Raw genomic sequence first — 22,019 nt, 5'->3', positions numbered from 1 at the left:
GCTTCTGGCAGCGCAAAGCCGCCAGGATGTGCCCAGGGTCGACGATGATGGCATCCGGCCACCGCCCGACACGCTCGTGGGCGGCGTGCGCCTGCCGACGCCGAACGGCCCCGTTCAGCAAGGGGATCGTCGTGAATCGATCTTGGAGACGGCCCGGAGGCCGCTGACTATCCCCGAGCGGCCCGGATCGCCAGCGCCTCGTCCAGGATGCGGTCGGCCACGTCGCGCTTCGGCATCAACGGCAGCTCCCGCTGGCGGCCGGTCGGGTCCAGCAGCACGACGGCGTTGTCGTCCGTCCCGAAGCCGCTGTCAGACCGGCTGATGTCGTTGGCGACGATCAGGTCGAGCTTCTTGCGCTCCAGCTTGTCGGCGGCGTTCTGCAGCAGATCCTGGCTCTCGGCCGCGAAGCCGACCCGCACCAGCCGTGGACCGGCCAGCATGGCCGTCGCTGCGAGGATGTCCGTCGTCCTCGCCAACTGGAGCGTCAGCTCGTCGTCCTTCTTCTTGATCTTCTGGTCGGCCACCGTGGCCGGGCGGTAGTCGGCCACGGCAGCCGCCATGACCAGCAGATCGGCATCCGGCAGGGCGGCCATCACCGCGTCGTGCATGTCGGCGGCGCTTCGCACGTTCTGCACCTGGACGCCAAACGGCGCGCTCAGGGCGGTCGGCGCGGAGATCAGCACCACTGACGCGCCACGGTCGCGGGCCGCCTCGGCGATGGCGTACCCCATCTTGCCCGACGAGTGGTTGGAGACGTACCGGACCGGGTCGATGGCCTCCTGCGTTCCTCCCGCCGTCACCACTACGTTCCAGCCAGCAAGGTCGCCGTCGCGGGCCAGCACCAGCCGCAGCGTGTCCGCGATGACCGGCGGCTCGGCCAGCCGCCCCTGCCCAACCAGCCCCGACGCCATCCGCCCGTGGCCCGGCTCGACCATCGTCGCGCCGCGCTCGCGGAGGATCTGGACATTGGCCCGCACGGCCGGGTGGTCGTACATGTCGGCGTCCATGGCCGGCGCGATGACCAGCGGCGCGCGGGTGGCGAGGCTGGTGGTCGTGACGAGATCGTCGGCCAGCCCGTGCGCGAGCTTCGCGAGGGTGTGAGCCGTCGCCGGCGCGACACAGACGACATCCGCGTGGTGGCCCAGGCTGACGTGGCTGATCTCCGAGTTTGCCAGCGTGCTGAACATGTCCACGTGCACGGCCCGCTGCGTCAACGCCTGGAAGCTGAGCGGCTGGATCAGTTTCGTGGCTTCGGGCGTCATCAGCACGTCCACCAGCGCCCCGGCCTGGGTCAGCAGGCTTGCCAGGGCCACGGCCTTGAACGCCGCGATGCTGCCCGTGACGCCCAGCACGATGCGCTTGCCGGCCAGGACGTCGTGGCTCATTCGGCGGCTCCCGCAACGCCCGAGTGGACCGCCGGCGCGTCGGCGTTCAACTGGTACAGGAAGCGCAGCCCGTGCAGCGTGAGGTCGGGATCGACTACGTCGATGCAGTGGGTCTCGGGCACGATCACCGAGGCCAGGCCGCCGGTGGCGATCACCAGCGGGTCGCCCTCCATCTCGTCCTTGATCCGCCTGACGAGGTACTCGACGAGCCCGACGTACCCGAGCACCACGCCGGCGCGCAACGAGGTCACCGTATTGCGCCCGATGGCCGTGCGCGGAGCCTTCAGCTCGACGGTGAACAGGCGGGCGGTCCGCGAGATCAGCCCGTCCAGCGCGCTCTCGATGCCCGGTGCGATGGTACACCCGAGCAGCTTGCCGTCCGCGGAGACGGCGTCGAAGGTGGTGGCCGTGCCGAGATCGACCACGATGGCCGGCAGTCGGTGGCGCATCATGGCGGCGAGCGAGTTGATGATCCGGTCCGGGCCAACCTCTGGCGGGTTGGCGGTCGCCACCACGATGCCGGTGTTGACGCCGATGCCGGCGATCACGGGCGGCAGGTCGAAGTAGCTCTCCGACAGGCGGCGGAACGTCGCGGTGAGCGGCGGCACGGTCGAGGAGAGGGAGACCCCCTTGATGTCGCGCATGTCCACGCCGCGATGGTCGAGCAGCGTCCTGAGGGCCGCTCCGTACTCGTCCGCCGTCTTGCGCCGATCCGTCGCCAGCCGCCAGCTCATCGCCAGCCGGTCGCCATCGAACACACCGGCCACGATGTTCGTGTTGCCGATGTCCACCGCCAGGAGCACGACGCCCTCCCACCTGTCATCCAGCCATCGGATGCCTTCGGGAGTATAGCAACGGCCCACAGCGTGCTCGTGTCAGGGGCGGGCGCTGGCCTCTGCGCCGCTGTGCTCCGGCTCGAAGTGGGCTTCGTCGAGCGGCAACAGCCCGAGCGCCCGCCCCCGCGCGATCGCCTCCGCGCGGCCATTGGCCCCAAGCTTGCCGTACAGCCGGCTCAGCGCATTCTTCACCGTCTTCTCGGAGATGATCAGGCGGTCGGCGATCTCTTTGTTCCGAGCGCCGCCGGCCGCCAGGTGCAGGATCTCGATCTCGCGCTCGGTGAGCGGCTCGGCCAGCCGGTCGCGGGTCGCCAGCTCGCCAAAGCGGTCGATCAGCTTGGCGGCCATCGTCGGCTGCACCAGCGAGCCGCCCTCGTGGATCGTCTTGATGGCCGAGGCCAGCGCGTCCGGGCCGGCATCCTTGAGCAGATAGCCACGCGCGCCGGCCCGCAGCGCCTCGAACAGGTGCTCGTCCTGGGCGAACGTCGTCACGATCAACACCCGAGCATCGTGCCACTGCTCGCGCAACGCCTGGACCGCCCCAACGCCCGAGAGACGCGGCATCTGCAAGTCCATCAGCACCACGTCTGGCCGCAGGGCCAGCGCCCGTTCGACGCCCTGGAGGCCATCGCCAGCCTCGCCCACCACGACCATGTCGTCGCGGCCTTCGAGCAGCCGCCGCAGTCCCTCGCGCGCCAGCGGATGATCGTCCACCAGCAGCACACGAATCGGGCCAGCCTCGTGCTCCAGGGCCGGCTCGACGGCCGGCGGCTCCGACTCGACATGCAGCCGGGCCTGGACGCGCGTGCCCCAGCCGACGGCGCTCTCGACCTCCAGCTCGCCGCCAACCAGACGCATTCGCTCGCGCATCCCACTCAGCCCAAAGCCGCCGTCCGGCCCCGGCAGCGTCCTCCGGTCGAAGCCCTGTCCATCGTCGGCCACCAGCAGCGTCAGCAGGCCGCTGCCACGGTCCAGCACCAGCTCGACGCGCACGCGTGTCGCCTGGGCGTGCTTCTCGACGTTGTGCAACGCCTCCTGGGCTACGCGCAGCAGGGCCGTCGCCTGCTCGTCGGTCAGCGGCTCAACTTCGGCGTCGTGGGTCAGGCGCGCGGCCACACCGGTCCGACGCTCGAACCGCTCGACCTCACCCTGGAGCGCCTCGGGCAGCGACGCTCCGTCAAGCGGTTTAGCGGTCAGCCCCCAGACGGCCCGCCGGGCCTCGTCCAGCGAGCGGTGGGCCTGCTCGCGGGCGTCAGCGACGATGCGCTTCGCCTCCGCCCCGGGCGGCAGCAGGCGCTCCGCCGTCTCCAGTTGCAGCGCGATGGCCGTGATGCCCTGGGCCAGCGTATCGTGCACCTCGCGGGCCAGCCGGTTCCGCTCCTCGACGACGGCGACCTCGCGCGCCCGGCCGTACAACTGGGCGTGCTCCACGGCGACCGCCGCCGACTGCGCGATGCCCATCGCCATCGCCAGCGTCTCCTCGCCGAACTGGCGGGCGTCGTCGCGGATCGGGAGCACGGCGGCCCCGCGCAGACGGTCGCGGATGACCAGCGGCACGACCAGGATGCGCTCGGGCACCGTCAGCCCGACCTTTCGGCGGGTGTCCCCGATCTTCCCGGGGACGGTGAGCGCGGTGGGCCGACGGAGGGTCAGCAGCGGCGCACACTCAGGATCGTCCAGGTGGACGGGAGGATGCGGCGGGTTCTTGGACGTCCGGTCCAGGTGCGGCGGCCAGAGATCGTCTCCGATCACGATGCGCGGCACCAGCATCGTGTCGTCGTCGTTCGTCAGCGCGATGATGCAGCTTGAGAGGTCGAGCGCCTGGATCAGCGAGCGGGCCATGACCGGCAGGATCTCGTCCAGGTCGAGCGAGACGCTGATCGCCCGGCTGATCTCGATGAGTGCATCGAGCCGCTTGCGGGCCTGCTCCTCCTGCTTGAGGTGGAACATCAGCTCGATCATCGGGCCCAGCTGCTCGCCGATCAGGCCGGCCGCCGCCAGGTGATCCGGCGTGTACGTCCACGGCGGCCGATGGCTGAACTCGACCACGCCGGTCGGCTGCCAGCCGAGCCGGAGCGGGGCCAGGACGCGCCGCGGCAGGAGCAGGGGTCGCCCCTCCGACAGCACCTGCTGAATCAGCGGATCGTCTACGGGAACCGGCGGACCGGGCGGTTGGGCGTCGTAGTCGTCGGCCGGACGCAGCCAGACCATGCCGCCCGCCTCGAACCGACCGAACCGCATGTCGTCGTGCGGCACCAACGCCTTGAACGCCTGCGCCACCCTGGCCCGGGCCTCAGGCTCCCTGGCGTGCTCGCGGAGCACCTCGCCGACGCTCCGCAGGAAGAAGATCCAGACCTGGGTGATGTCGGACGGCATCCCGGACGGCACCAGCACCGGCGGCGAAAGCTCGCTGCCGATGCCGTCCAGCCTGAACCGGTCCAGAGTCGAGGGTGCTGCCTCGGACGTGGGCGCCGCGTGCGACTGGTACTGTTCCACGCCTGCTCCGTTTCGCAGAACCCCGTTGCCCTGACGGCCGCTGAGACAGGTCACGCGGCATCCCCCCGGCTGTCAGCCCTTCGGTCGTCAACCGCGCGGTTCTCGGCCCCGTGCTCGTCAGTCCCACAGCCAGCGTCGGCGAGCTTTCGATCATGATACGCCTGGAGCCGCTCGCGGCGCGCCACGCGTGACGGCCGGCTCCCCGACCCGCGTCCGCGCGAGCCGTCGAGCGAGCGGCTCGCCGCGTCGACCGACCCGCTCGCCGCGTGACCAGCCAGCTCGGCCGCCTCCTCGGCCGTCGGCGCGCCGCCGGCAACCGGCAGCGGCTCGCGGGTCCGCTTGCCCTTGCCGCGCGACGGCTGGTTCTTGAGCGGCTCGACCTTGCGCCACGTCGGCAGGCGCAGACGGAAGGTCGCCAGCCGCCCGAGCAACTGCCCCAGGCTGTCGAAGTAGGTGTAGGCCACGGGCACGTAGAGCAGCGCCAGCACCGTCGAGGTCGCCATGCCGCCAACCAGCACCGCGCCGATGGGCGCGCGGACCTCGCCACCCTCGCCGAGCTTGAGCGCGACCGGCAGCATCGAGAGGATCAGCACCAGCGAGGTCATCAGGATCGGGCGCAGGCGGGACGCGCCAGCCTCGCGGAGCGCCGCCGTGCGGTCCAGCCCCTCCTTCCGTAGCTCGTTGGCGCGATCCACCAGCAGGATCGCGTTCTTGCCGACCATCCCAAACAGGCCGATCAGCCCGATGAACGCCACGATGCCGAGGTTCAGGTGGAACAGGAGCAGCCCACCGAACGCGCCGACGGTCGCCAGCGGCAGTGCGCTGAGGATCAGGGCCGGCTGCAACCAGTTCTCGTAGAGGATCGAGAGGACCATGTACATCAGCACCACCGAGGCCAGCAGGCCCAGGCTCAACTGACGGAACGAGTCGGCCTGGTCGGCCGCCTGCCCGGCGAAGGCCCAGCGGTGGCCGGATGGCAGGCTCATCCCGTCCATCGCCTTCTGGGTCGCCGCGATGCCGGTACCCAGCGGCACGTCCGCGGCATCGGCCCCGATCAGCGCGATGCGCTGGCGGTTGACCCGGTTGATGCGGGTGGGCGACTGGTCGGTCTGAGCCGTCGTCACCTGCCCGACCGTGATGACCTGACCCCCTCGGATGGCGAGCGGCAGATCGGTCACGGCGGCGCTGTTGTAGCGCAGGTTCTCCGGCAGGCGGACCCGCACATCGCGCTCGGCGCCGCTCGGCTCGGCGTACCGCCCCACGACCGCGCCCTGGTAGGCCACGCGCACCGCGTTACCGACCGCCTGGGTGTTGACGCTCAAGTCCATCAGGCGGCTCGGGTCCGGGACGAGGGTCACCTCTGGTGAGGTTGCCATGCTGTTGGTCACGTCGGTCAGTTCGGGCTGACCGGCCAGCCGCTGGCGGGCCTGCTCGGCCAGCCGCGACAGCTCGTCCAGGTCAGAGCCGAAGACACGCACCTGGATCGGCTGGCCGCCGCCGCCCGGGGTTGCGCCGCCAACGCGCGCCTGCAGATCGGGGTTCACGATCTCGCCGGCATCGGCCACCGCCCGCGCGACTTCCTTGCTGGTGCGCGCGCGCGAGTGTCCGCCGCCGATGTCCAGCGTCAGGGTGATGAAGCGCGGCTCGCGGTCGGCGTCGCCGTCGCCCCGCCCGACGACGGTGTACACCCGGTGCACCTCGGGGAAGTACTCCTGGTTGGCGAGCGCCAGCTCCCAGCGCTTGGCGGCGCGGTCAGCGGCCTCCAGCGCCGTGCCCGGCGGCAGCTCGCCGATCACGCTGATCCGCTCGTCGTTGCTCTCCGGCGCGAACTCGGTGCCCAGGCGCGGGACGATCGCGAGGTTGAGCAGGAAGATGCCGAGCGCCAGCAGCAGGATCACCGGGCGGTGGCGCAACGACCACCCGAGCAGCTTCGCGTACAGCTTCTCCAGCAGCTGATAGGCCGGCTCCCAGAACGAGGCGATCCGCCCGACCAGCCCCTTCGGCGCATCGTGGCCGCCCGTCGAGAGCCAGCGCGACGCGATCAGCGGGGTAAGGGTGAAGCTGACCAGCAGCGAGGCGAGGGTCGCCGCGATGATGACCAGCGCGAAGTTGCGGAGGAACGCGCCAACCAGGCCGGTGATGGCGAGGATCGGTCCCCAGACGGCCACGTCCACCAGCGTGATCGCGATAGCCGCCATGCCGATCTGAGAGCGGCCCTCCACGGCAGCCGTCTTCGAATCCTTGCCGTGGCCGAGGTGGGTCATGATGTTCTCGAGGACGACGATGCTGTCGTCCACGAGAATGCCGATGGCCGTCGTCAGGCCGACGAGCGTCATCGTGTTGAGGGTCAGGCCCGCGAGCTTCATGACGATCAGCGCGATCAGCAGCGAGGTCGGGATCGCGATCAGCACGATCAGCGTCGAGCGGAAGCTGTGCAGAAAGAAGAACAGCACCAGACCGGTGATGATCGCCGCGAGGCCCAGCTCCTCCTCGACGCCCAGCACGGACTTGCGGACGCCGGTGCTGGCGTCAATCGCCGTCTCCAGCGAGAAGCCGCTCGGCAGCTCCTGCTTCAACTGCTCGGAGAGCGGCAGCAGAGTGTCCACCGTCTGCACGATGTTGGCGCTGGACTGCTTGTAGATCTGAAGGCCGACCGCCGGCTGGCCGTTCAGCCGGACGACCTCGGTCGCCTCTGCGCCGCCGAGCGAGATGGTGGCGACGTTCCGCAGCTCGGTGCGGAAGCCATCCGGTGACTGGACCGGCAGCGCGCCGAGGCGGTTCAGGTCGGTCCCACGTGAGTCGATGCGAATCGAGGCCCGGCGGCTGCTGTCGCCCGCGCCATCCTTCACGTCGCCGCCCGAGGTGCTCATGAACTGGAGGCGGACGGCGTTGCTCACGTCGTCGATGGTCAGGCCGTAGGCACGCAGCTTGTCCGGCTGCACCTCGACCTGGACCTCTGGCTCGCGCCCGCCGACCACGACCACACGGCCAACGCCGTTCGCCGTCTCCAGGCGCGGGCGCACGACGTCATCGGCCACGCGGTAGAGCTGCGTTGGGTCAGCGCCGGCCTGCGCCGTGACGGCGAGGTAGAGCACCGGCGTGTCGTTCAGGTCGAGCTTGAGATAGGTCGGCTCCTCGGCCTCGGCCGGGAACTCCTTGCGGACGCCGCTGACGCGCTGCTGCACGTCGTTGACGGCCACGTCCACGTCGATGCCCTCGCGGAACTCGATGGTGACGGTAGCCAGGCCCGTCCGCGAGACAGAGGACAGCGTCTTGATGTTGCCGAGGCCGGCCACGGCATCCTCGACCTTGCGGGTGACCTGCTCCTCGATGGTGCGCGGGCTTGCGCCGGGGATCGTCACCTGCACGGTGACGATCGGGACGTTCAACTGCGGCGTTTGCTCTAACCCGAGGCCGGTGAAGCTGACGAGGCCTCCGATCACGATGGCAATGGTGATCGTCAGCGCGATCACCGGGTGGAAGACGGCGGTCCTGGTGAGACTCATCGGTCAGGCGCTCCGGGGCGTCCGCACCGACGCCTGATCTTCACGGGATTCCACGGATCCGACCACGATTTCCGCGCGGAGGGCGTCGAAGCCAGCATCCTTCAAGAGAAAGGCGTGCGCACCGGCCGCCAGGGCAGCGGCGCGGCGTGCGCTGTAGAGGCCGAGCGCGACGACACGGGTCGTCGGCAGGGCGTGACGGAGTCGCCTGATGGTGGCGAGGCTGGCCTCGTTGGGCAGCTCGGCGTCGACCAGTGCCACGTCGGGCGGGGCGAGGTCGGCGCAGGTCAGGCCGTCCTCGCCGCGGGCCGCCAGCCCACACACCTCGACGCCCGGCATGATGCTGACCAGCCGCGTCAGTCCCAACCCGATGGCCGGGTGGGCATCGATGATGAGGACGCGGATCGGGGCAGCGGTCTCGGGGCGTAGGTGGGGAGCCAGCGTGTCTGTCATCGGGGTGGGCCTCCAAGCCCTACAGACAGTGTCTCGCTGGCAGGGTTCTGCGCGCTGGAGCCGTTCGGCCCGTCTTACGGTCCCGATCTGTGCGGGACGACGGCCCGCGAAAGTCCCGGGACCGGCCGGGACCAGCCCCCGTCACCCGGACCGGCGTCCCGAGCCGACAGGCCACCGGTCCTTCACCCGCACCCGTTCAGGAGTGGATGGCTTCACCACCGTGGCAGCCAGCACACGCGCTGGAACATGTGCAACTCGCCGTTGTCATCCTGAGCGCAGCGAAGGACGACAATGGCACGTGCATGCGGTGATCAGCATCGACCATCTGTTGCTCTTTCAAACCCTCCGCCCTGCAGCGATCGAGAAGAGCAGCCGTCAGGCGCTGGCGATCCGGGCCTCGGCGGCGGCGCTCCAGGCCTTCGGGTCGTCCAGCCACTGGAGCACGGCGTCACGGTCTGCCTCGCTGAGCTGACCGCCCCGCACGCCGACATCCAGCAGCGTGGTGATGTCCGAGAGCGCCGTGAACCCCAGCCCCTGCGCCGCCAACACCTCGCCGATGCCGGCCGGATTGTAGGCGAGGATGGCGAGGCACCAGCCTACGGACGCGCCGCGCTCGCGCAGGGCCGCCACCGACTCAAACACCGACTTCCCGGTGGTCACCAGATCCTCGATCATGACGACGTGGTCGCCAGAGCGCAGCCGACCGTAGGCGCGCCCCGAACGGTCCTCGGCCTCGTTGGGCGCACCCAGATCCACGAACGTCAGCGGGTAGTTTGTGGCCTGGGCCACGCACACGGCGTGCGGCACGCCGGCGGTCGCCGCGCCGGCCAGCACATCGACCCGCTGCCGCGCCGCCACAACGGCCAGCGCATCGGCGTACCCGGCGATCACCTCGCCCCAGAGCGCGGGGTGGGAGATCAGCAGTCGATTGTCGGTGTAGATCGGGCTGAGCAGGCCGGAGGCGTACCGGAACGGTTGACGCGAGTTGATGCTGACCGCGCCAGCCGCGAGCAGAATCTCGGCGACGCGCTCCCGGATCTGATGACGCCGCTGTTCGGATGGCAGCGGCAGCGCCGGCGGCGGCTCGTCTCCCACAGGACCGCCGCGCGCGGTCAGCATGCCTTCGCGCACGGCCGCCCGGGTCGTCAGCGTGGCGTCGGCGGTCGTGGCATCGCCGAGCAACCCGGCCACGCGCCGAACCGTGCCGCCGTGCGCCTCGACGATCTCCTGAGCCTCGGCCACGGGCGTCTCATTCGTCAGCTCGTCGTAGAGCAGGACGGTGCGCGCCCCCTCTGGCAGGACGCCCTCCACCTGACGCCGACGCCCATGCTCCTTCGGCCGGGGCCGGAGGTAGGCCATCGGCAAGCCCAGCGCCGAGGCCGCGAGCGTGGCCAGCGGCAGCGACTGGATGTTGGGGCAGACGATCAGGTCGGCGTCCGGCGCGGCGGCCCGCAGCCAGCCCACGACGGCCTCGACCACGAGATCGCGGCGCGACGGGTACGACAGCAGCGCCGTCACGTCGAGCGTCAGCCCCGACGGCCCATCGCTGGTGGCAGTTGCCGCGCCGGCCTCGACGAGGACGCGCGCGAGGTCAGGTGGCTGGGTCATGGCAGCTCCTCATCAGCGCGGCGACAGGCCAGCGTCTGGCCGCGCGGCGAGATTGTACGGGGGAAGTCATCCGTTGCTCTGTGGCCGCTTCTGAATCTGACTGGTGGGCGACACCGGCACTGGCTGCACGGCGGCCGTGCGCGGGCGCATCCCCACCAGCGCCCACACGAACGCGACCGCATAGAACGCGCCGGTCACCAGGAAAACCGACGCCAGCCCGTACCCCGTCGCCACCGACGCGCCGAGGATCGGGCCGATCCCCTGGGCGAAGCCGCTGGCGCTCGCCGTCCACCCGAATGCCGACCCACGCCGCTCCGGCGGCACCAGCGTCGCGATCAGCGAGTTGGCGGCGGGGGCCATCCCGCCCAGGAAGCCGCCCAGCGCCACCCGCAGCGCCAGCAGGTGCCAGAAGTCATGGACGTAGGCCTGCGGAACGTAGGTCAACGCCGAGCCGGCCAGGCAGACCAGCAGCACCGCGCGCGGCCCGAAGCGGTCGCTGAGGTGGCCGGTGGCGAGGGCTGCGACGGCGCTGGTCAGGCCGCCTGCCGTGATCACGAGGCCTACGTCTGCCGCGTTCGCGTTGGCGCTGAAGCTGGCGATGTACAGGCTCAGGATCGGGCTGACGGTGCTGCGGCCCAGGTCCACCAGCATGATCGTCACGATGGCGATGTAGAAGGCGCGCACCGCCAGCAGCTCGCGGCTCGCGGCGAGCGTGCCGGTGCGCGCGATGCCGGGCCGCTGCTGGGGTCGTTCCTCGCGGCAGAACGCCAGCACCAGCAACCCGGCGAACCCGAGCGTCACGCCCGACGCGAGGTAGGAGAACCGGTACCCGAAGTGGTCCGCCACGAACCCGCCGAACAGCGGACCCAGCGCCTGCCCGGTCAGCAACGCCACCTGCATGATCCCGAGCGCCAGCCCCAGGCGCTGCCGAGGGGCTGACGTGGCGATCAGCGCGTTTGCTGCCTGGACGCTCCCGACGACGGTCCCCTGGAGCATCCGCAGCCCGACGAACATCTCCGGCCCGGTCGAGAAGCCCTGGAGCAGCACCATCAGGCCGCCGCCGACCATCGCCCGGACGACCATCGGGCGATGGCCCCAGCGGTCCGCGACGATGCCCCAGAGCGGCTGGGTGAACGCCATCACGAACGCCGAGGCCGCGTTGGAGAGGCCCGCCCACTGCGCGGCCTGGGCCGGACCGCCGACGTTCATCGTCAGCAGGAACAGCGGGGCGAACGGTTCCGCGAAGTTGAACGCGATCTGGGTCACGATCTGCGCCACGCACAGCGCGATCAGGTTGCGACGCCAGTACCGCTCGCGCGGGTTCGCCTGCTCCGTCACCCGGCCTCCCGCGGGACGATACCACGCGCTGCCGGACGGCGCATGAGACCCGGGCAGTGACGCAGGGCGATCGCGCGTTCGTTGGCGTTCCCAGACCGTGGTGAGGCGGGCAGTCGGGGGTTGATGAAGATTGATGATTTCCTGTGGCAAAGGCCCTCACCCCCCAACCCCCTCTCCCTGTGCGCGGGCGAGGGGGAGCAACGACAGCCTCGTGTGTCTCCCCCTCGCCCGCGCACAGGGAGAGGGGGTTGGGGGGTGAGGGCCTTTACCGACGACCGGGTGGCGCGCGGCGTGGCCCGCCTCAGACGGGTCGTTGCGGACGTACTCGGCCCGTAGCACCGCGAAGCGCGAAGGGGAATCGCGCGCTCGCCGCGCCGCTCAGTCGTTCCCTGTGGTGGGCAGTGCGTTCCCTGCACGCGAACGGGGCCGGACCGCCACGCTGCGCTGAGGCGAAGCCCGGTGTTCCGTCGAGCTCGTGCGGTCCTGCTCTTCGTGCTGGTGGTGCTGCAGCTCCTGACGATTGCGCCGGCGCGGGCCGCCGAATCCGATCCGGCCGCGTTTCTGCCGCCGAACACCATCATTCGGCAGACGGCAACCGGCGACCTTGATTCCGATGGCCGCGACGACACGGTCACCCTCTTTAGCGTGCCCGGAACCACGCCAGGCCAGCCGCAGCGCGGTGGGCTGCTGGTGCTGCTCAACAGCAAGGACGGCATTCGGCCGGTCCACCTCTTCGGCGCGCCGCCGACCGAGCTGCGCAGCGAGCCGGTCCTCGATGCGAACGGCTCCAGCGAGCTGCAGGTGCGCGATCTCGTCGGCGACGGCCACCCGCGCATCATCCTGACTGTCACCAACCGCTTCCCGAATGCTCCACCACGCACGGCGATCTGGATCTTCGGCGCGGGCGACTCGAACGTGCCGCCGTCCGACCCCGACGAGCACGGGACGTTGCCGCCGCCCTGGGCCGGAGCCGGGTTCCGCGTCGAGGCGTACCTGGAGGGCTCCGGGGTCTCGATCGAGGCGGCCCCGGGCGGCGGTCCGGCCGTGCTCCGCCGCCAGCAGGCCGAGCGCGGGGTGCAGGGCAGGCAGACGCCGCCCACCGTCTCCGAAACGTACCGCTGGGCCGGTGACGGCTACCGGCTCGCGGAGCGGTCGCTCGCGCTGCCGGACGACACGCCGACCGCCGCCACACCCGAGGCGGCGGTCATCGCGTTTTACGCGGCCCTCGCGCGCGGCGACCTCGCAGCGGCCACGGCGCTCCTGGGCGACGATCTCCAGGCCAGCCGCTCGGCCACGGCGTCCAGCAGCGCGCCGTCCTCGATCCGCGTCGAAGAGGTCCGCGTGCTCGATCCGTTGCCCGCGCGGCGCCACAATAGTCAAACAGCGCCAACGGAGGCCGTCGTCGCCGTCCGCGTCAGCTTGCCCGATCCGCGCATCGACCTTGCCACCGCTGAGGCCGAGGGCCGACGGGTCACCATCGGCGGAACCTGGCGCGCAGCCCGGATCGGCGAGAGCTGGCGGCTGATCGCCGCCGACCACCACCAGACCCACGACCTGGACGCGCTCATGCGTCAGCTGCCGGCGGCGTCCGTCCTCGTGCAGACGGCAGCAGGCGATGTGCGTGGCGCCGGCCGCGAAGATGTGGCCGTGCTCGCGAGCGGACCCGGGCGCTTTTCGCCGGTCGAGCCGTACATCGTCTACGACGGGCCGAACGGCCTGGAGCCGGGCGCTCCCATCTCGTCGTACGTGGCCGGCGGCCTGCTCGGCGGTCCGGGCGGCACGGTGAGCATCGCCGACGTGAACGCCGACGGCAAGGCCGAGCTGACGTTCGGGGCCGTCGTCGGAGCGCACTCCGGCCTGCTCTGGGTGCTCCAGTGGAACGGCTCGACGCTCGTGCCGCTCTTCGTGGAGGGCAGCAACACGCCGGTCGTCGACCTCGCCGAGCTCGACGGCGACGGCGTCGCGGAGATCGTGCTGCCGCAGTCGGGCTACTGCGGCAGCTACGCGGCCAGCCCCGTCATGACGTTCGCCTTTCGCTGGCAAGACGGTGCGTACCAGCCGGCTTCCTGGCGCTACCCGACCCTGAACGACGGCTTGCAGGACCGAGCGGACGCTGCGAACCACAGCAACGGGGATGACCCCGGCAGCACGGCCGCCCGCGCCTGCGTCCAGCACATGCTGGCCCTGGCGGCGGCGTTCCGGGGCGACGCCGCCGCGGCCCGCGCGGCCTACCGTCAGTACAGCAGCCTGCGACGACAGGCGGCCCCCGACGCTCGCCTCTTTCAGCAGCCGATCTACCTCGGCGCGCCGTACGTCGCGCTCGACCTGATGACGTTGATCGGCGTAGTGGAGCGCGGCGAGCGGCAGGGCTGGTCGTCGACCGACCGGGCCATCCTCCACGACCTGCTCGGGGATGCGCTGCTGGCGCGGGCACAGGGCCACCTGTCGCAGGCAGAAGACGCCGTCCGCCGAAACAAGCCGGAGCAGGAGCGCGAGGCCCGCCAGCAGGCATCGCTGACACGGCAGGCTGCCGTGGAAGCGTACCGGGCGGCTCTGGCGCTCGACCCCACGGACGAAGAGGCCCGCCGCGGCCTGGGCGAGTGAGCGCCGGGCACGAGCGGACCCGCGAGCTACCGAACGCGGATCGTCCCGAGACGGACTTCCTCGCCGCCCACGCCTGAACCGGCCGTCACGGTCGCCAGCTTCCGCGCCTTCGAGTCGTACAGGCCCACGCCGACGGTGTACTCGCCGGGCGGCGTCTTCGCCGGGATCGGCAGGCCAAGCGACCGGAACACCCAGCGGCCCGGCGTCCAGGTCGAGGTGCCGCCGCTGCCGCCGCTCAACGAGCGCTCGGTCTGATCCACGATCTGCCCCGAGCGGTCCCGCAGGAACGTGACCTGCCGCCAGTCGAGCGGGATCGGGCCGGCAGCCTCCCACTCGACGGTCAGCCCGACCGTGCCGCCGGCCCGCACCGACTCGGCGTCGAGCGCGTAGCTGCTGACCCTGATCTGACCTGCCAGCGTGCCATCGACGGCAACCGTGCCGGGAATGGCCGCGCGTACCGCCCCCCGGGCCGCCGTCAGGTCAGCGTCCTCCGCGAGATACAGGGCGCGGTCCTTTCGGTTGGAGCGCTCGTCGATCTTGACCACGACGAACCGCTCATCCGCCCAGTCCGCGAACTTCTTCAACTGGCGCAGGTTGTCGCTGGCCAGGAGCATCAGACGGACGTGGTGGCGTTCGGCGTGCGCCACCACGTCCGCGCCGCTCAGGGCGCCCGACCGGATCCGGAAATAGGACGTGTCCACCAGCCAGGGCGGCATCTTCCGTCCGTTGAGGAACGCCAGGTACGGATCGTCCACCAGGATGAAGTCGGCTGGCGTGGTGAGCGACTGGATCAGCAGGCTCTCCTGCGGGTACGGCGGGTCCGCCCCGAGGTCCCCGACGGTCATCGCCTGCTGATCCTTGGCGAAGACGGTCGGCAGGGTCAATCCGTAGGCCCCAACCACCAGCACCGACAGGCCCACAGCCGCCCAGCGGAGCCCCGTCACGGCCGGCCGCCGCGCACCCAACGTGCGGGCATCACGGCTCCGGGCGACCCACTGCCACAGCAGCCCGAGGCCGATACCGGCCAGCAGGGCGGTCGGCGGGATCTGCAGCGCCGCGTGCTTGATCCCGAGCGGCGAGTACATGAGCAGCAGGGCGAATGAGAGGATGCCCCAGGCGAGCAGCGGCAGGCCGGCCCGTGGACGGAGCGCCAGGGCGATCAGCCCGCCGAGCGCGCCGAGCGCAAAGAATGCCGGCTGATCCCACTGCAGCTCCCCCCAGAGCATGTCCCAGTTATCGGCCAACGACCAGCCCTCAGCCGCCCGCGAACCGACCCGGTAGCGAACGAGCTGATCGTACAGTTCCGTCGGCCCGACCCACACCACGATGACGCCGAGGATCGCGCCAGCCACGGCCGCGTAGATCAGGACGTCCATCATGAAGCTGCGGATACGCCCGACGGAGACGAGAGCCCCCCACCCCCGAGCCCTCCCCCGCACGCGGGAGAGGGGAGTGCTCCCCTCTCCCGCGTGCGGGGGAGGGCTCGGGGGGCTGATTCGCGCAGGCAGGTGCGCCAGCAGCAGCGCCAGCCCGACTGCCGGCACGACCGCCACGATCATCGGCTTGATCGCCAATGCCAGCGCCAGCGCCGCCGCCGAGACCACCAGCCACCGCCGCTCTCGACGCTGCTGGTAGGCCAGGGCCGCCCCGAGCGCCACGATGGCCGGCAAGATCGCGGGGATCTCGACCAGCGCCAGCCGCGAGTTCTTCAGGTACGTCGGGCTGGCAATGGTGAACGCGGCAGCCATCCAGCCACCGACCCGTCCACCCACCAGCCGCGCCGTCGCGTAGACGGCCAGCACCGACAGTACCGACCAGACCACCACGGCGAGGCGCGCCCCAGCCAGGGTCTGCCCGAGCAGCAGGTAGAACGGGTAGAAGATGTCGAGCGAGAGCGGCCCCTGCGAGGCGAACACCTCCTTGACGGGGCGGAAGCCGGCGGCCATCAGCAGCAGCTGCTCGGCGCGGATGCCCTCGTCGCCCTTGCCGCTGTAGCTGCCGATGTTGGCGAGGCGCATCGGCAGCGCAGCCGCCACGATCAGCAGCGGCGCAAGGATGTCCGCCCAGCGCCCGAGGCCCGCCACGCCGAGCGATCCGCCGCCCCGCACGGCCGCCCGGGCCGCCGCCGGCGAGCCGGCCGCCTCCAGGGGTTCACGCGGGAAGTCTCGCGCCTGCGGGGTACTCACAGGGCCGGAGTATACGCGGAGGGTCGTGGGTGATGGTGAAAGCGTGAACGTCCCAGTTGTCAACCTGAGCGAAGCGAAGGACCTCACCCGCTGACGCGACAGTTGACGGCATGCCCGCCGCCATGATGCTCATAGAAGCGGGTACCTCACCCAGTGACGCGAGAGGTGACGGTCAGCGGGTGAGGTCCTTCGCTTCGCTCAGGATGACATGGGGTGTTGCGTGATTGCTACGAGCGTGCGGTGCATGTCAGGCAGCATGCTTCCACGACCCACGACCCCGCTAGGCCGCTCCAGCCGAGGATGCGCCGTCAGTCCAGCTCGGGGCGTAGCCGCGCTCGGCCGGCAGCTTCTCCGTCACCTGGTAGTGCAGATACTTGCCGAACAGCAGCCGCGTGTGGGCGTCGAGCGCCGGCAGCGTCGTCAGGATCAGCCCGACGACCGGGATGCACAGCCAGACCAGGATGTTGATGGCGTGGTCCCACCACGTCAGCGGGGCCGACCGCTCCGGGCGCAGTTGCCGGTCGAGGTAGACCACCACCGCGAGGCAGGGCAGGCACAGCATCAACAGCCACGCCGACGCCGACGTGAGCAGCACGTTCGAGGGCTGCAAGGCGGCCGTCGGAGCGAACAGCGCCACGAGGTTCGCGCCGATGGTCAGCAGGAACCAGTGCGTCGGCCAGCAGACGTGCTCCTCGGTGTAGAACGCCACGCGCCGCAGCCGCGCCCAGAGCGGGACAGCCTTGCGCTCGAAGGCCCGCCGCACCACGTAGGGCACGTCCGAGACGCCCCAGGCCCAGCGCCGCGTCTGGCGATAGTGGCTCAGCACCGTCTTCCAGAAGCCAGCCCCTTCGGCGGCGTCCGCCAGGACCGGCAGGAAGATCGGCTCGACGCGGACTTCCTGCTCGTGCCCAAGCTCGAAGAACACCTTGAAGAACATCCGCGAGTCTTCGGGGATGACGTCCACGTCCCAGTAGCCGACCTCTTCGCAGGTCGCCAGCCCGAGCGAGTAGGTGGACTGAGTCACCAGCTTGTACTTCGCCACCAGCCGCGACAGCTGCCAGACCGAATACAGCCCCGCGCTGATCCGCGCGATGGCCGGAATCCGCCAGATGTTCGAGTAGAACATCAAGGCGGGCTGCCAGATCGCGAAGCGACGGGCGGGATTGGTCAGGAAGCCGAACGTCAGCGCGCTCAGGTACTTGTGGTGTAGGCGGGAGTCGGCGTCGCAGATGGTGACGATGACGTTCTCGATGTCGACGCCGCCCTCATCCACCAGCGCCTGCTTGGCCCAGCGCGCCGCATAGGCCAGATTCGAGGACTTCCCCCGGATCTCCCCCTCACGGTCCGGGTGGTACGTCACCCAGAGGTGCCGGAACGCCCCCTCGAACTGCTCCACGAGCCGCGCCGCCCGCTCCCGGGCGTCAAGGTCGCGCTCCTCGAACGCGAGCACCACCGAGACGTTGGACAGCGGGAGATCCTGGGCCGCAAGGTGATCGAGCATCACCTCCAGCACCTCGGGCGGCTCGCGGTAGGTCGGCACCATCACCAGGTGGTGCATCCGCTGCCAGGCGTCCACGCCGTGGAGCTCGCCCAACCAGTCCGTCTTCTGCCCGTCAAGCAGCCGGCGATAGCCGATCAGGGCGGAAACGGCCATGTTGGCCGACTTGTAAACCCAGTACCCGTTGAAGAGCAATAAGAAGAACACTAGCTGGCCCGGCGCGAGTATCGCGCCCCAGAGCGGCGACGTCAGGATCGCCCAGGTCAGCCCTCCAGTCACGACTTCGAGGGCGCGATGAACCCGACGCGATCTGGCGCTCCGTGCTGCGCCCACGCTCACCTCCCCGCGGCCCGACGGCCGAGCGGCGGCAGATTGTAACGAATCCCCGCCGGGCGGCAGGCGATTGCACGTTGCGTACCACCAGCACGCAGCCCGGCAGGCGTGGCAACGATGACAACAGCGACCACTCTACTACACGACCGCCGACGCGCCGCCGTCCATGTTGATCGCCGTGCCGCTGATGTAGCGCGCGCGATCAGAGGCCAGAAACGCGATCAGGTCGGCCGCCTCTTCGGCCTCGCCGACGCGCCCCAGCGGCACCTCGCGGGCTTTCGCCAACTCGGCGTAGAAGGTGTCGAGGTCGTCCATGCGGTTGGCGGCACGCGCCCGACGCAGATGCTGCTCGCTCTTGATCAGGCCGATGCAGACGGCGTTCACGCGGATATTGTGCGGCGCGAGATCCCGCGAGGCAGCCTTGGTCAGGGCGATGCCGGCCGCGCGGCTCACCGAGGTCGGCAGCGACGAGGCGGCCGGCGCCTTGGCCCCGATGTTCACGACATTGACGATCGAGCCGCCACCAGCCGCCTGCATGTGCGGAACGGCCAGCCGCATCGTGCGGATCGCCGCGAACAGCTTGAGATCGAGGTCATCTTGCCAGCCGGCGTCGTCCACGGTCAGGAGCGGCGCAGCATGGGACTTGCCGGCGTTGTTCACCAGCACGTCAAGGCGGCCGAACCGGCCCAGGGCGATGTCGAACAGCCTGCGGATGTCGGCATCCTTGCTCACGTCGCCGGCCGCCTCGACGATCTCGCCGCCGGTGTCTTCGCGCAGTGCGTGCGCCGCCTCGGCCAGCGTGCTCGCGGTGCGCGCGCAGACCACGACGCGCGCGCCCTCACGAGCCAGCGAGCGCGCTGCCGCGTAGCCAATCCCCGCGCTGCCGCCAGTGACGATGGCTACCTTGCCTACAAGGCCGAGATCCATCGGTGTGACCTCCCAAGCCGACGACGCGCCACAAACGTGCCAGCGCCGCCACTTCCCGAGCAGCCCTCACCGCTCGACTGTTAAGGTCAGGGCCCGCGGCATTATAGATGCCGGGCCTGCTGGGCACACCTCTTGCCCTGGTGAGTGAAACAGAGCTGCGCGGCGTGCGCTGCGACGCGCGCACCATCACAAGAGGTGACATCATGGACGAAATCCGCGATCCGCTGCTGCTGGAGCGTCCGTACCCGCCCACCACCCCGCGCGATCCGAACGCCGACACGGTCCTTGACGAGAGCGAGCGCGGCCAGGATGAGGTGCGTGGCGACGCCGTCGACTCACTGATGGCCGAGCCGGCGCGCCCACTCACGCACGACGAGAAGGAGGCGGCAGAGCACGAGGCCAGTGCACCGGGCCGGGTCTTCGCGCCGGCTGCCGCCCGCGTGCCGAAGCCGCCCGCCCCCGGCGACGACCGGCTGATCGCGGAAGGGCTGGAGAAGGAGATCCCCGGCGACCCGCTCGATCACCCCGGCGACCGCAGCGACCCGTCCGAGCTGCGCTGAGACACGGCTTGGGATAGGCCCTCACGCCCCGACCCGGCCACCCGGTCTTACGACTGCTGGGGCGGTGGAGGCGGTGTGCGTGGGGCTGGAGGCGGGGCTGGAGGCGGCGTCTGCGGATTGTTGGGGTCCTGATGCCCGTCCTGCTGCGGCTGCCCGTAGCCACCCTGCTGAGGCTGCCCGTAGCCCCCTTGCTGGCCGTAGCCGCCAGACTGGCCATATCCGCCCTGCTGGCCGTAGCCGCCCTGCTGGCCGTAGCCGCCCTGCTGGCCGTAGCCGTCCTGCTGGCCGTAGCCGCCCTGCTGGCCGTAGCCGCCCTGCTGGCCGTAGCCGCCCTGCTCGCCCTGCTGCGGCGGCTGGCCGTAGCCGCCCTGCTGCGGAGGCTGGCCGTAGCCGCCCTGCTGAGGCTGTGGCTCGTAGCCGCCTTGCTGCGGCTGCCCCCACGGCAGCGGCTGGTTCCCCTGTGGCAGCCCGTACTGCTGACCGTAGGCCGGCTGCCCGTAGGCTCCCTGCGCCGGCCCGCTTGAGACGCCTCGCGGCTGATACCCGGCTGGCGGCACGTCGGTCACGAGGCCGCTCGGGTCTTCCACCACGATGGTCTCCAGCATCTTGTCCCACAGCTCCTGCTTGTTCTTGTCCCAGAGCAGCCAGAAGTAAGGGACGTAGAACAGACACCCGGCCACCATGCCGACGAGCGCCTTCGCCAGAAACTCCCGCACGAACATGCGGCCCCAGCCCGCCCGTGCGCCCGTCGTCAGGTTGACGACGCGCATCCCAAGCAACTGCTTGGCCGGCGTCTGCCCGCGCCCGTAGATCACCAGCGACCAGATCATCCAGCCGATGACCAGCGTCACCATGCAGAGCACAACTTCGAAGCAGTACGCGCCGAAACGCTTGCCCGGCGAGGAGAGCAGCACGCCAACTGGCTGACCGTACACCTGATTGCAGAACTGGCAGGCGCAGCCCGGGCCCCAGGGCCGCCCGCAGTTGAAACACGCCTCCATGGCGTACGCTGGTTGTTGTTGCGCCACCGAATCCCCTCCGGGTGCCAGGTGGATACCACTCTACCGCCTCACGTGACGGCGTCAACCCTCCTGACGAGCGGCAAGAGGCGCTGAGCCAGACTGCACCAGAACAGCCAGCGCCGCGCCTCGTTGCATCGGCTAGAACGCAGACGCCGCCATGCCGCCCAGGAACGTGATAAACCCGAGGAACAGCGAGATCATGATGAGCGGGATCGCGGCGAGGATCACCGTGATCACCGCCTGCCCAGTATCGACGTCCAACGCCTGGCGCACGGCCACCACGCCCGCCACGATCATCCAGATGGTGCCGGCCAACGCCGCGAGCGCGCCCAGGCACGGAATGAACGACGCGATCCCAAGCAGCGCCGGCGTCGAGGCGAAGCCCAGGGTCCGCAACAGCTCGCCGGGCGTCGCCGTGCCCTTGAAGACCGTGGTCCCGATCCAATACGTCAGGTAGGACCAGACGATCCAGCCGACGACGTTCATCACCATGCCGATGAGCACCATGAACACCGAGAACAGGAGTCCCCGGCTGCCACCGAGTGCCGCGGCGAACATCACGCTCAAGAGGCCGGCGATGCCGTTGGCCACCGCCACCATGACGACGACAGTCGCCGCCTGATTGGTCGCGCTCAGGTCGTGCTCGACCTCGTCGTAGAGCGTGCGGTCGAGCATCGCGGCGCGCTGCATCCGCGTGAACAGGGACGGTTCGAAGACCTGCTGCATGGAGCCCCCTTTGTCCCAGGGCGTCTGACGTCGAGACAGCTTACCCGCACCTGCCGAGCATGGCTGTCAGTCAACCGACAGGCAGGCTGTCAGCAGACGCACACCCACGCACTGGCCGGCGAGCGGATGATGGCCCAGGCTGGCCCAGTGTACTTCACCACCATGAGGGACGTGTGAAAGTTCGGGCCACAGGCCCAGAGCGATTGCATGTTGATGTCGTCGTGCCGCCGCGTCGGGGCTTGAAAGCCCCGCCTACACTCCTGCAGTCGCTGCGCGACGCTCCAGTGCCGGCCGTTCCCGACGACCGTCGCGCAGCGACGGCGTGACTGTAGGCGGGGACTTCAGTCCCCGACCGCCCGTTCCATGATGCTTCGGGGACACCGTGAACATGCAATCGCCCTGATGCTGCTACCAGTGCAATCGTATGTTGAGCGCGTCGTGCCGCCGCGTCGGGGCTTGAAAGCCCCGCCTACACTCCTGCAGTCGCTGCGCGACGCTCCAGTGCCGGCCGTTCCCGACGACCGTCGCGCAGCGACGGCGTGAC

14 protein-coding genes are annotated in these 22,019 nt (G+C 70.3%); 2 read left to right on the top strand and 12 right to left on the bottom strand.

What is annotated here, in order from left to right; translation table 11 throughout:
- Positions 1-167: 167 nt before the first annotated feature.
- The 7 genes from coaBC to IT306_13240 form a co-directional block, all read right to left on the bottom strand.
- Complete coding sequence (gene coaBC / locus IT306_13270; protein ID MCC7369393.1) at positions 168-1,385, bottom strand: bifunctional phosphopantothenoylcysteine decarboxylase/phosphopantothenate--cysteine ligase CoaBC; 1,218 nt, start codon at positions 1,383-1,385, stop codon at positions 168-170.
- Positions 1,382-2,188 (bottom strand): type III pantothenate kinase, encoded by an 807-nt coding sequence (locus IT306_13265; GenBank protein ID MCC7369392.1) that lies wholly within the window; start codon positions 2,186-2,188, stop codon positions 1,382-1,384. The genes coaBC and IT306_13265 overlap by 4 nt, the downstream gene beginning before the upstream one ends.
- Before the next feature lie 72 nt (positions 2,189-2,260).
- Positions 2,261-4,717 (bottom strand): response regulator, encoded by a 2,457-nt coding sequence (locus IT306_13260; GenBank protein MCC7369391.1) that lies wholly within the window; start codon positions 4,715-4,717, stop codon positions 2,261-2,263.
- 50 nt (positions 4,718-4,767) lie between these two features.
- Positions 4,768-8,223 carry an efflux RND transporter permease subunit gene (locus IT306_13255; protein ID MCC7369390.1) on the bottom strand — a complete coding sequence of 1,152 codons (3,456 nt, stop codon included), beginning with the start codon at positions 8,221-8,223 and terminating at the stop codon, positions 4,768-4,770.
- Positions 8,224-8,226: 3 nt separating this feature from the next.
- Entirely contained in the window at positions 8,227-8,673 is a 447-nt protein-coding gene (locus tag IT306_13250) for a response regulator transcription factor (GenBank protein MCC7369389.1), read from the bottom strand.
- A gap of 375 nt (positions 8,674-9,048) precedes the next feature.
- Entirely contained in the window at positions 9,049-10,281 is a 1,233-nt protein-coding gene (locus IT306_13245; protein MCC7369388.1) for a hypothetical protein, read from the bottom strand.
- Between the two features lie 66 nt (positions 10,282-10,347).
- On the bottom strand, positions 10,348-11,619 hold the full coding sequence (locus IT306_13240) for an MFS transporter (protein ID MCC7369387.1): 1,272 nt from the start codon (positions 11,617-11,619) through the stop codon (positions 10,348-10,350).
- A 459-nt stretch (positions 11,620-12,078) separates the two neighbouring features.
- Here IT306_13240 and IT306_13235 point away from each other — a divergent pair, with 459 nt between their 5' ends.
- Positions 12,079-14,223: a hypothetical protein gene (locus IT306_13235; protein ID MCC7369386.1), complete on the top strand. Its 2,145-nt coding sequence runs from the start codon at positions 12,079-12,081 to the stop codon at positions 14,221-14,223.
- Between the two features lie 26 nt (positions 14,224-14,249).
- On the opposite strand, the gene IT306_13230 is transcribed toward IT306_13235, so the two are convergent.
- The 3 genes from IT306_13230 to IT306_13220 all read right to left on the bottom strand — a co-directional run bounded on the left by IT306_13230 (position 14,250) and on the right by IT306_13220 (position 19,167).
- A complete protein-coding gene (locus IT306_13230; GenBank protein ID MCC7369385.1) occupies positions 14,250-16,409 on the bottom strand; it encodes a glycosyltransferase family 39 protein in 2,160 nt (719 codons plus the stop codon).
- A gap of 280 nt (positions 16,410-16,689) precedes the next feature.
- Positions 16,690-18,240 carry a glycosyltransferase gene (locus IT306_13225; protein MCC7369384.1) on the bottom strand — a complete coding sequence of 517 codons (1,551 nt, stop codon included), beginning with the start codon at positions 18,238-18,240 and terminating at the stop codon, positions 16,690-16,692.
- Positions 18,241-18,378: 138 nt separating this feature from the next.
- The gene (locus IT306_13220) at positions 18,379-19,167 is read right to left on the bottom strand and encodes an SDR family oxidoreductase (GenBank protein MCC7369383.1); all 789 of its coding nucleotides are present in this window, start codon (positions 19,165-19,167) and stop codon (positions 18,379-18,381) included.
- A 203-nt stretch (positions 19,168-19,370) separates the two neighbouring features.
- On the opposite strand from IT306_13220, the gene IT306_13215 reads away from it, so the two are divergent.
- Positions 19,371-19,727 (top strand): hypothetical protein, encoded by a 357-nt coding sequence (locus IT306_13215; protein MCC7369382.1) that lies wholly within the window; start codon positions 19,371-19,373, stop codon positions 19,725-19,727.
- Positions 19,728-19,774: 47 nt separating this feature from the next.
- Here IT306_13215 and IT306_13210 read toward each other — a convergent pair whose 3' ends face one another.
- Positions 19,775-20,755, bottom strand: a complete 981-nt coding sequence (locus tag IT306_13210) for an RDD family protein (protein ID MCC7369381.1) — start codon at positions 20,753-20,755, stop codon at positions 19,775-19,777.
- Positions 20,756-20,887: 132 nt separating this feature from the next.
- Positions 20,888-21,475, bottom strand: coding sequence for a YIP1 family protein (locus IT306_13205; protein MCC7369380.1), 588 nt, complete (start codon positions 21,473-21,475; stop codon positions 20,888-20,890).
- Positions 21,476-22,019: the final 544 nt, after the last annotated feature.

It is taken from the genome of Chloroflexota bacterium, assembly GCA_020850535.1.
In the GTDB taxonomy this organism is placed as follows: domain Bacteria; phylum Chloroflexota; class UBA6077; order UBA6077; family JACCZL01; genus JADZEM01.
Note: the sequence above shows the minus strand (reverse complement) of the source record. Positions and strands in the feature narration are given on the sequence as shown.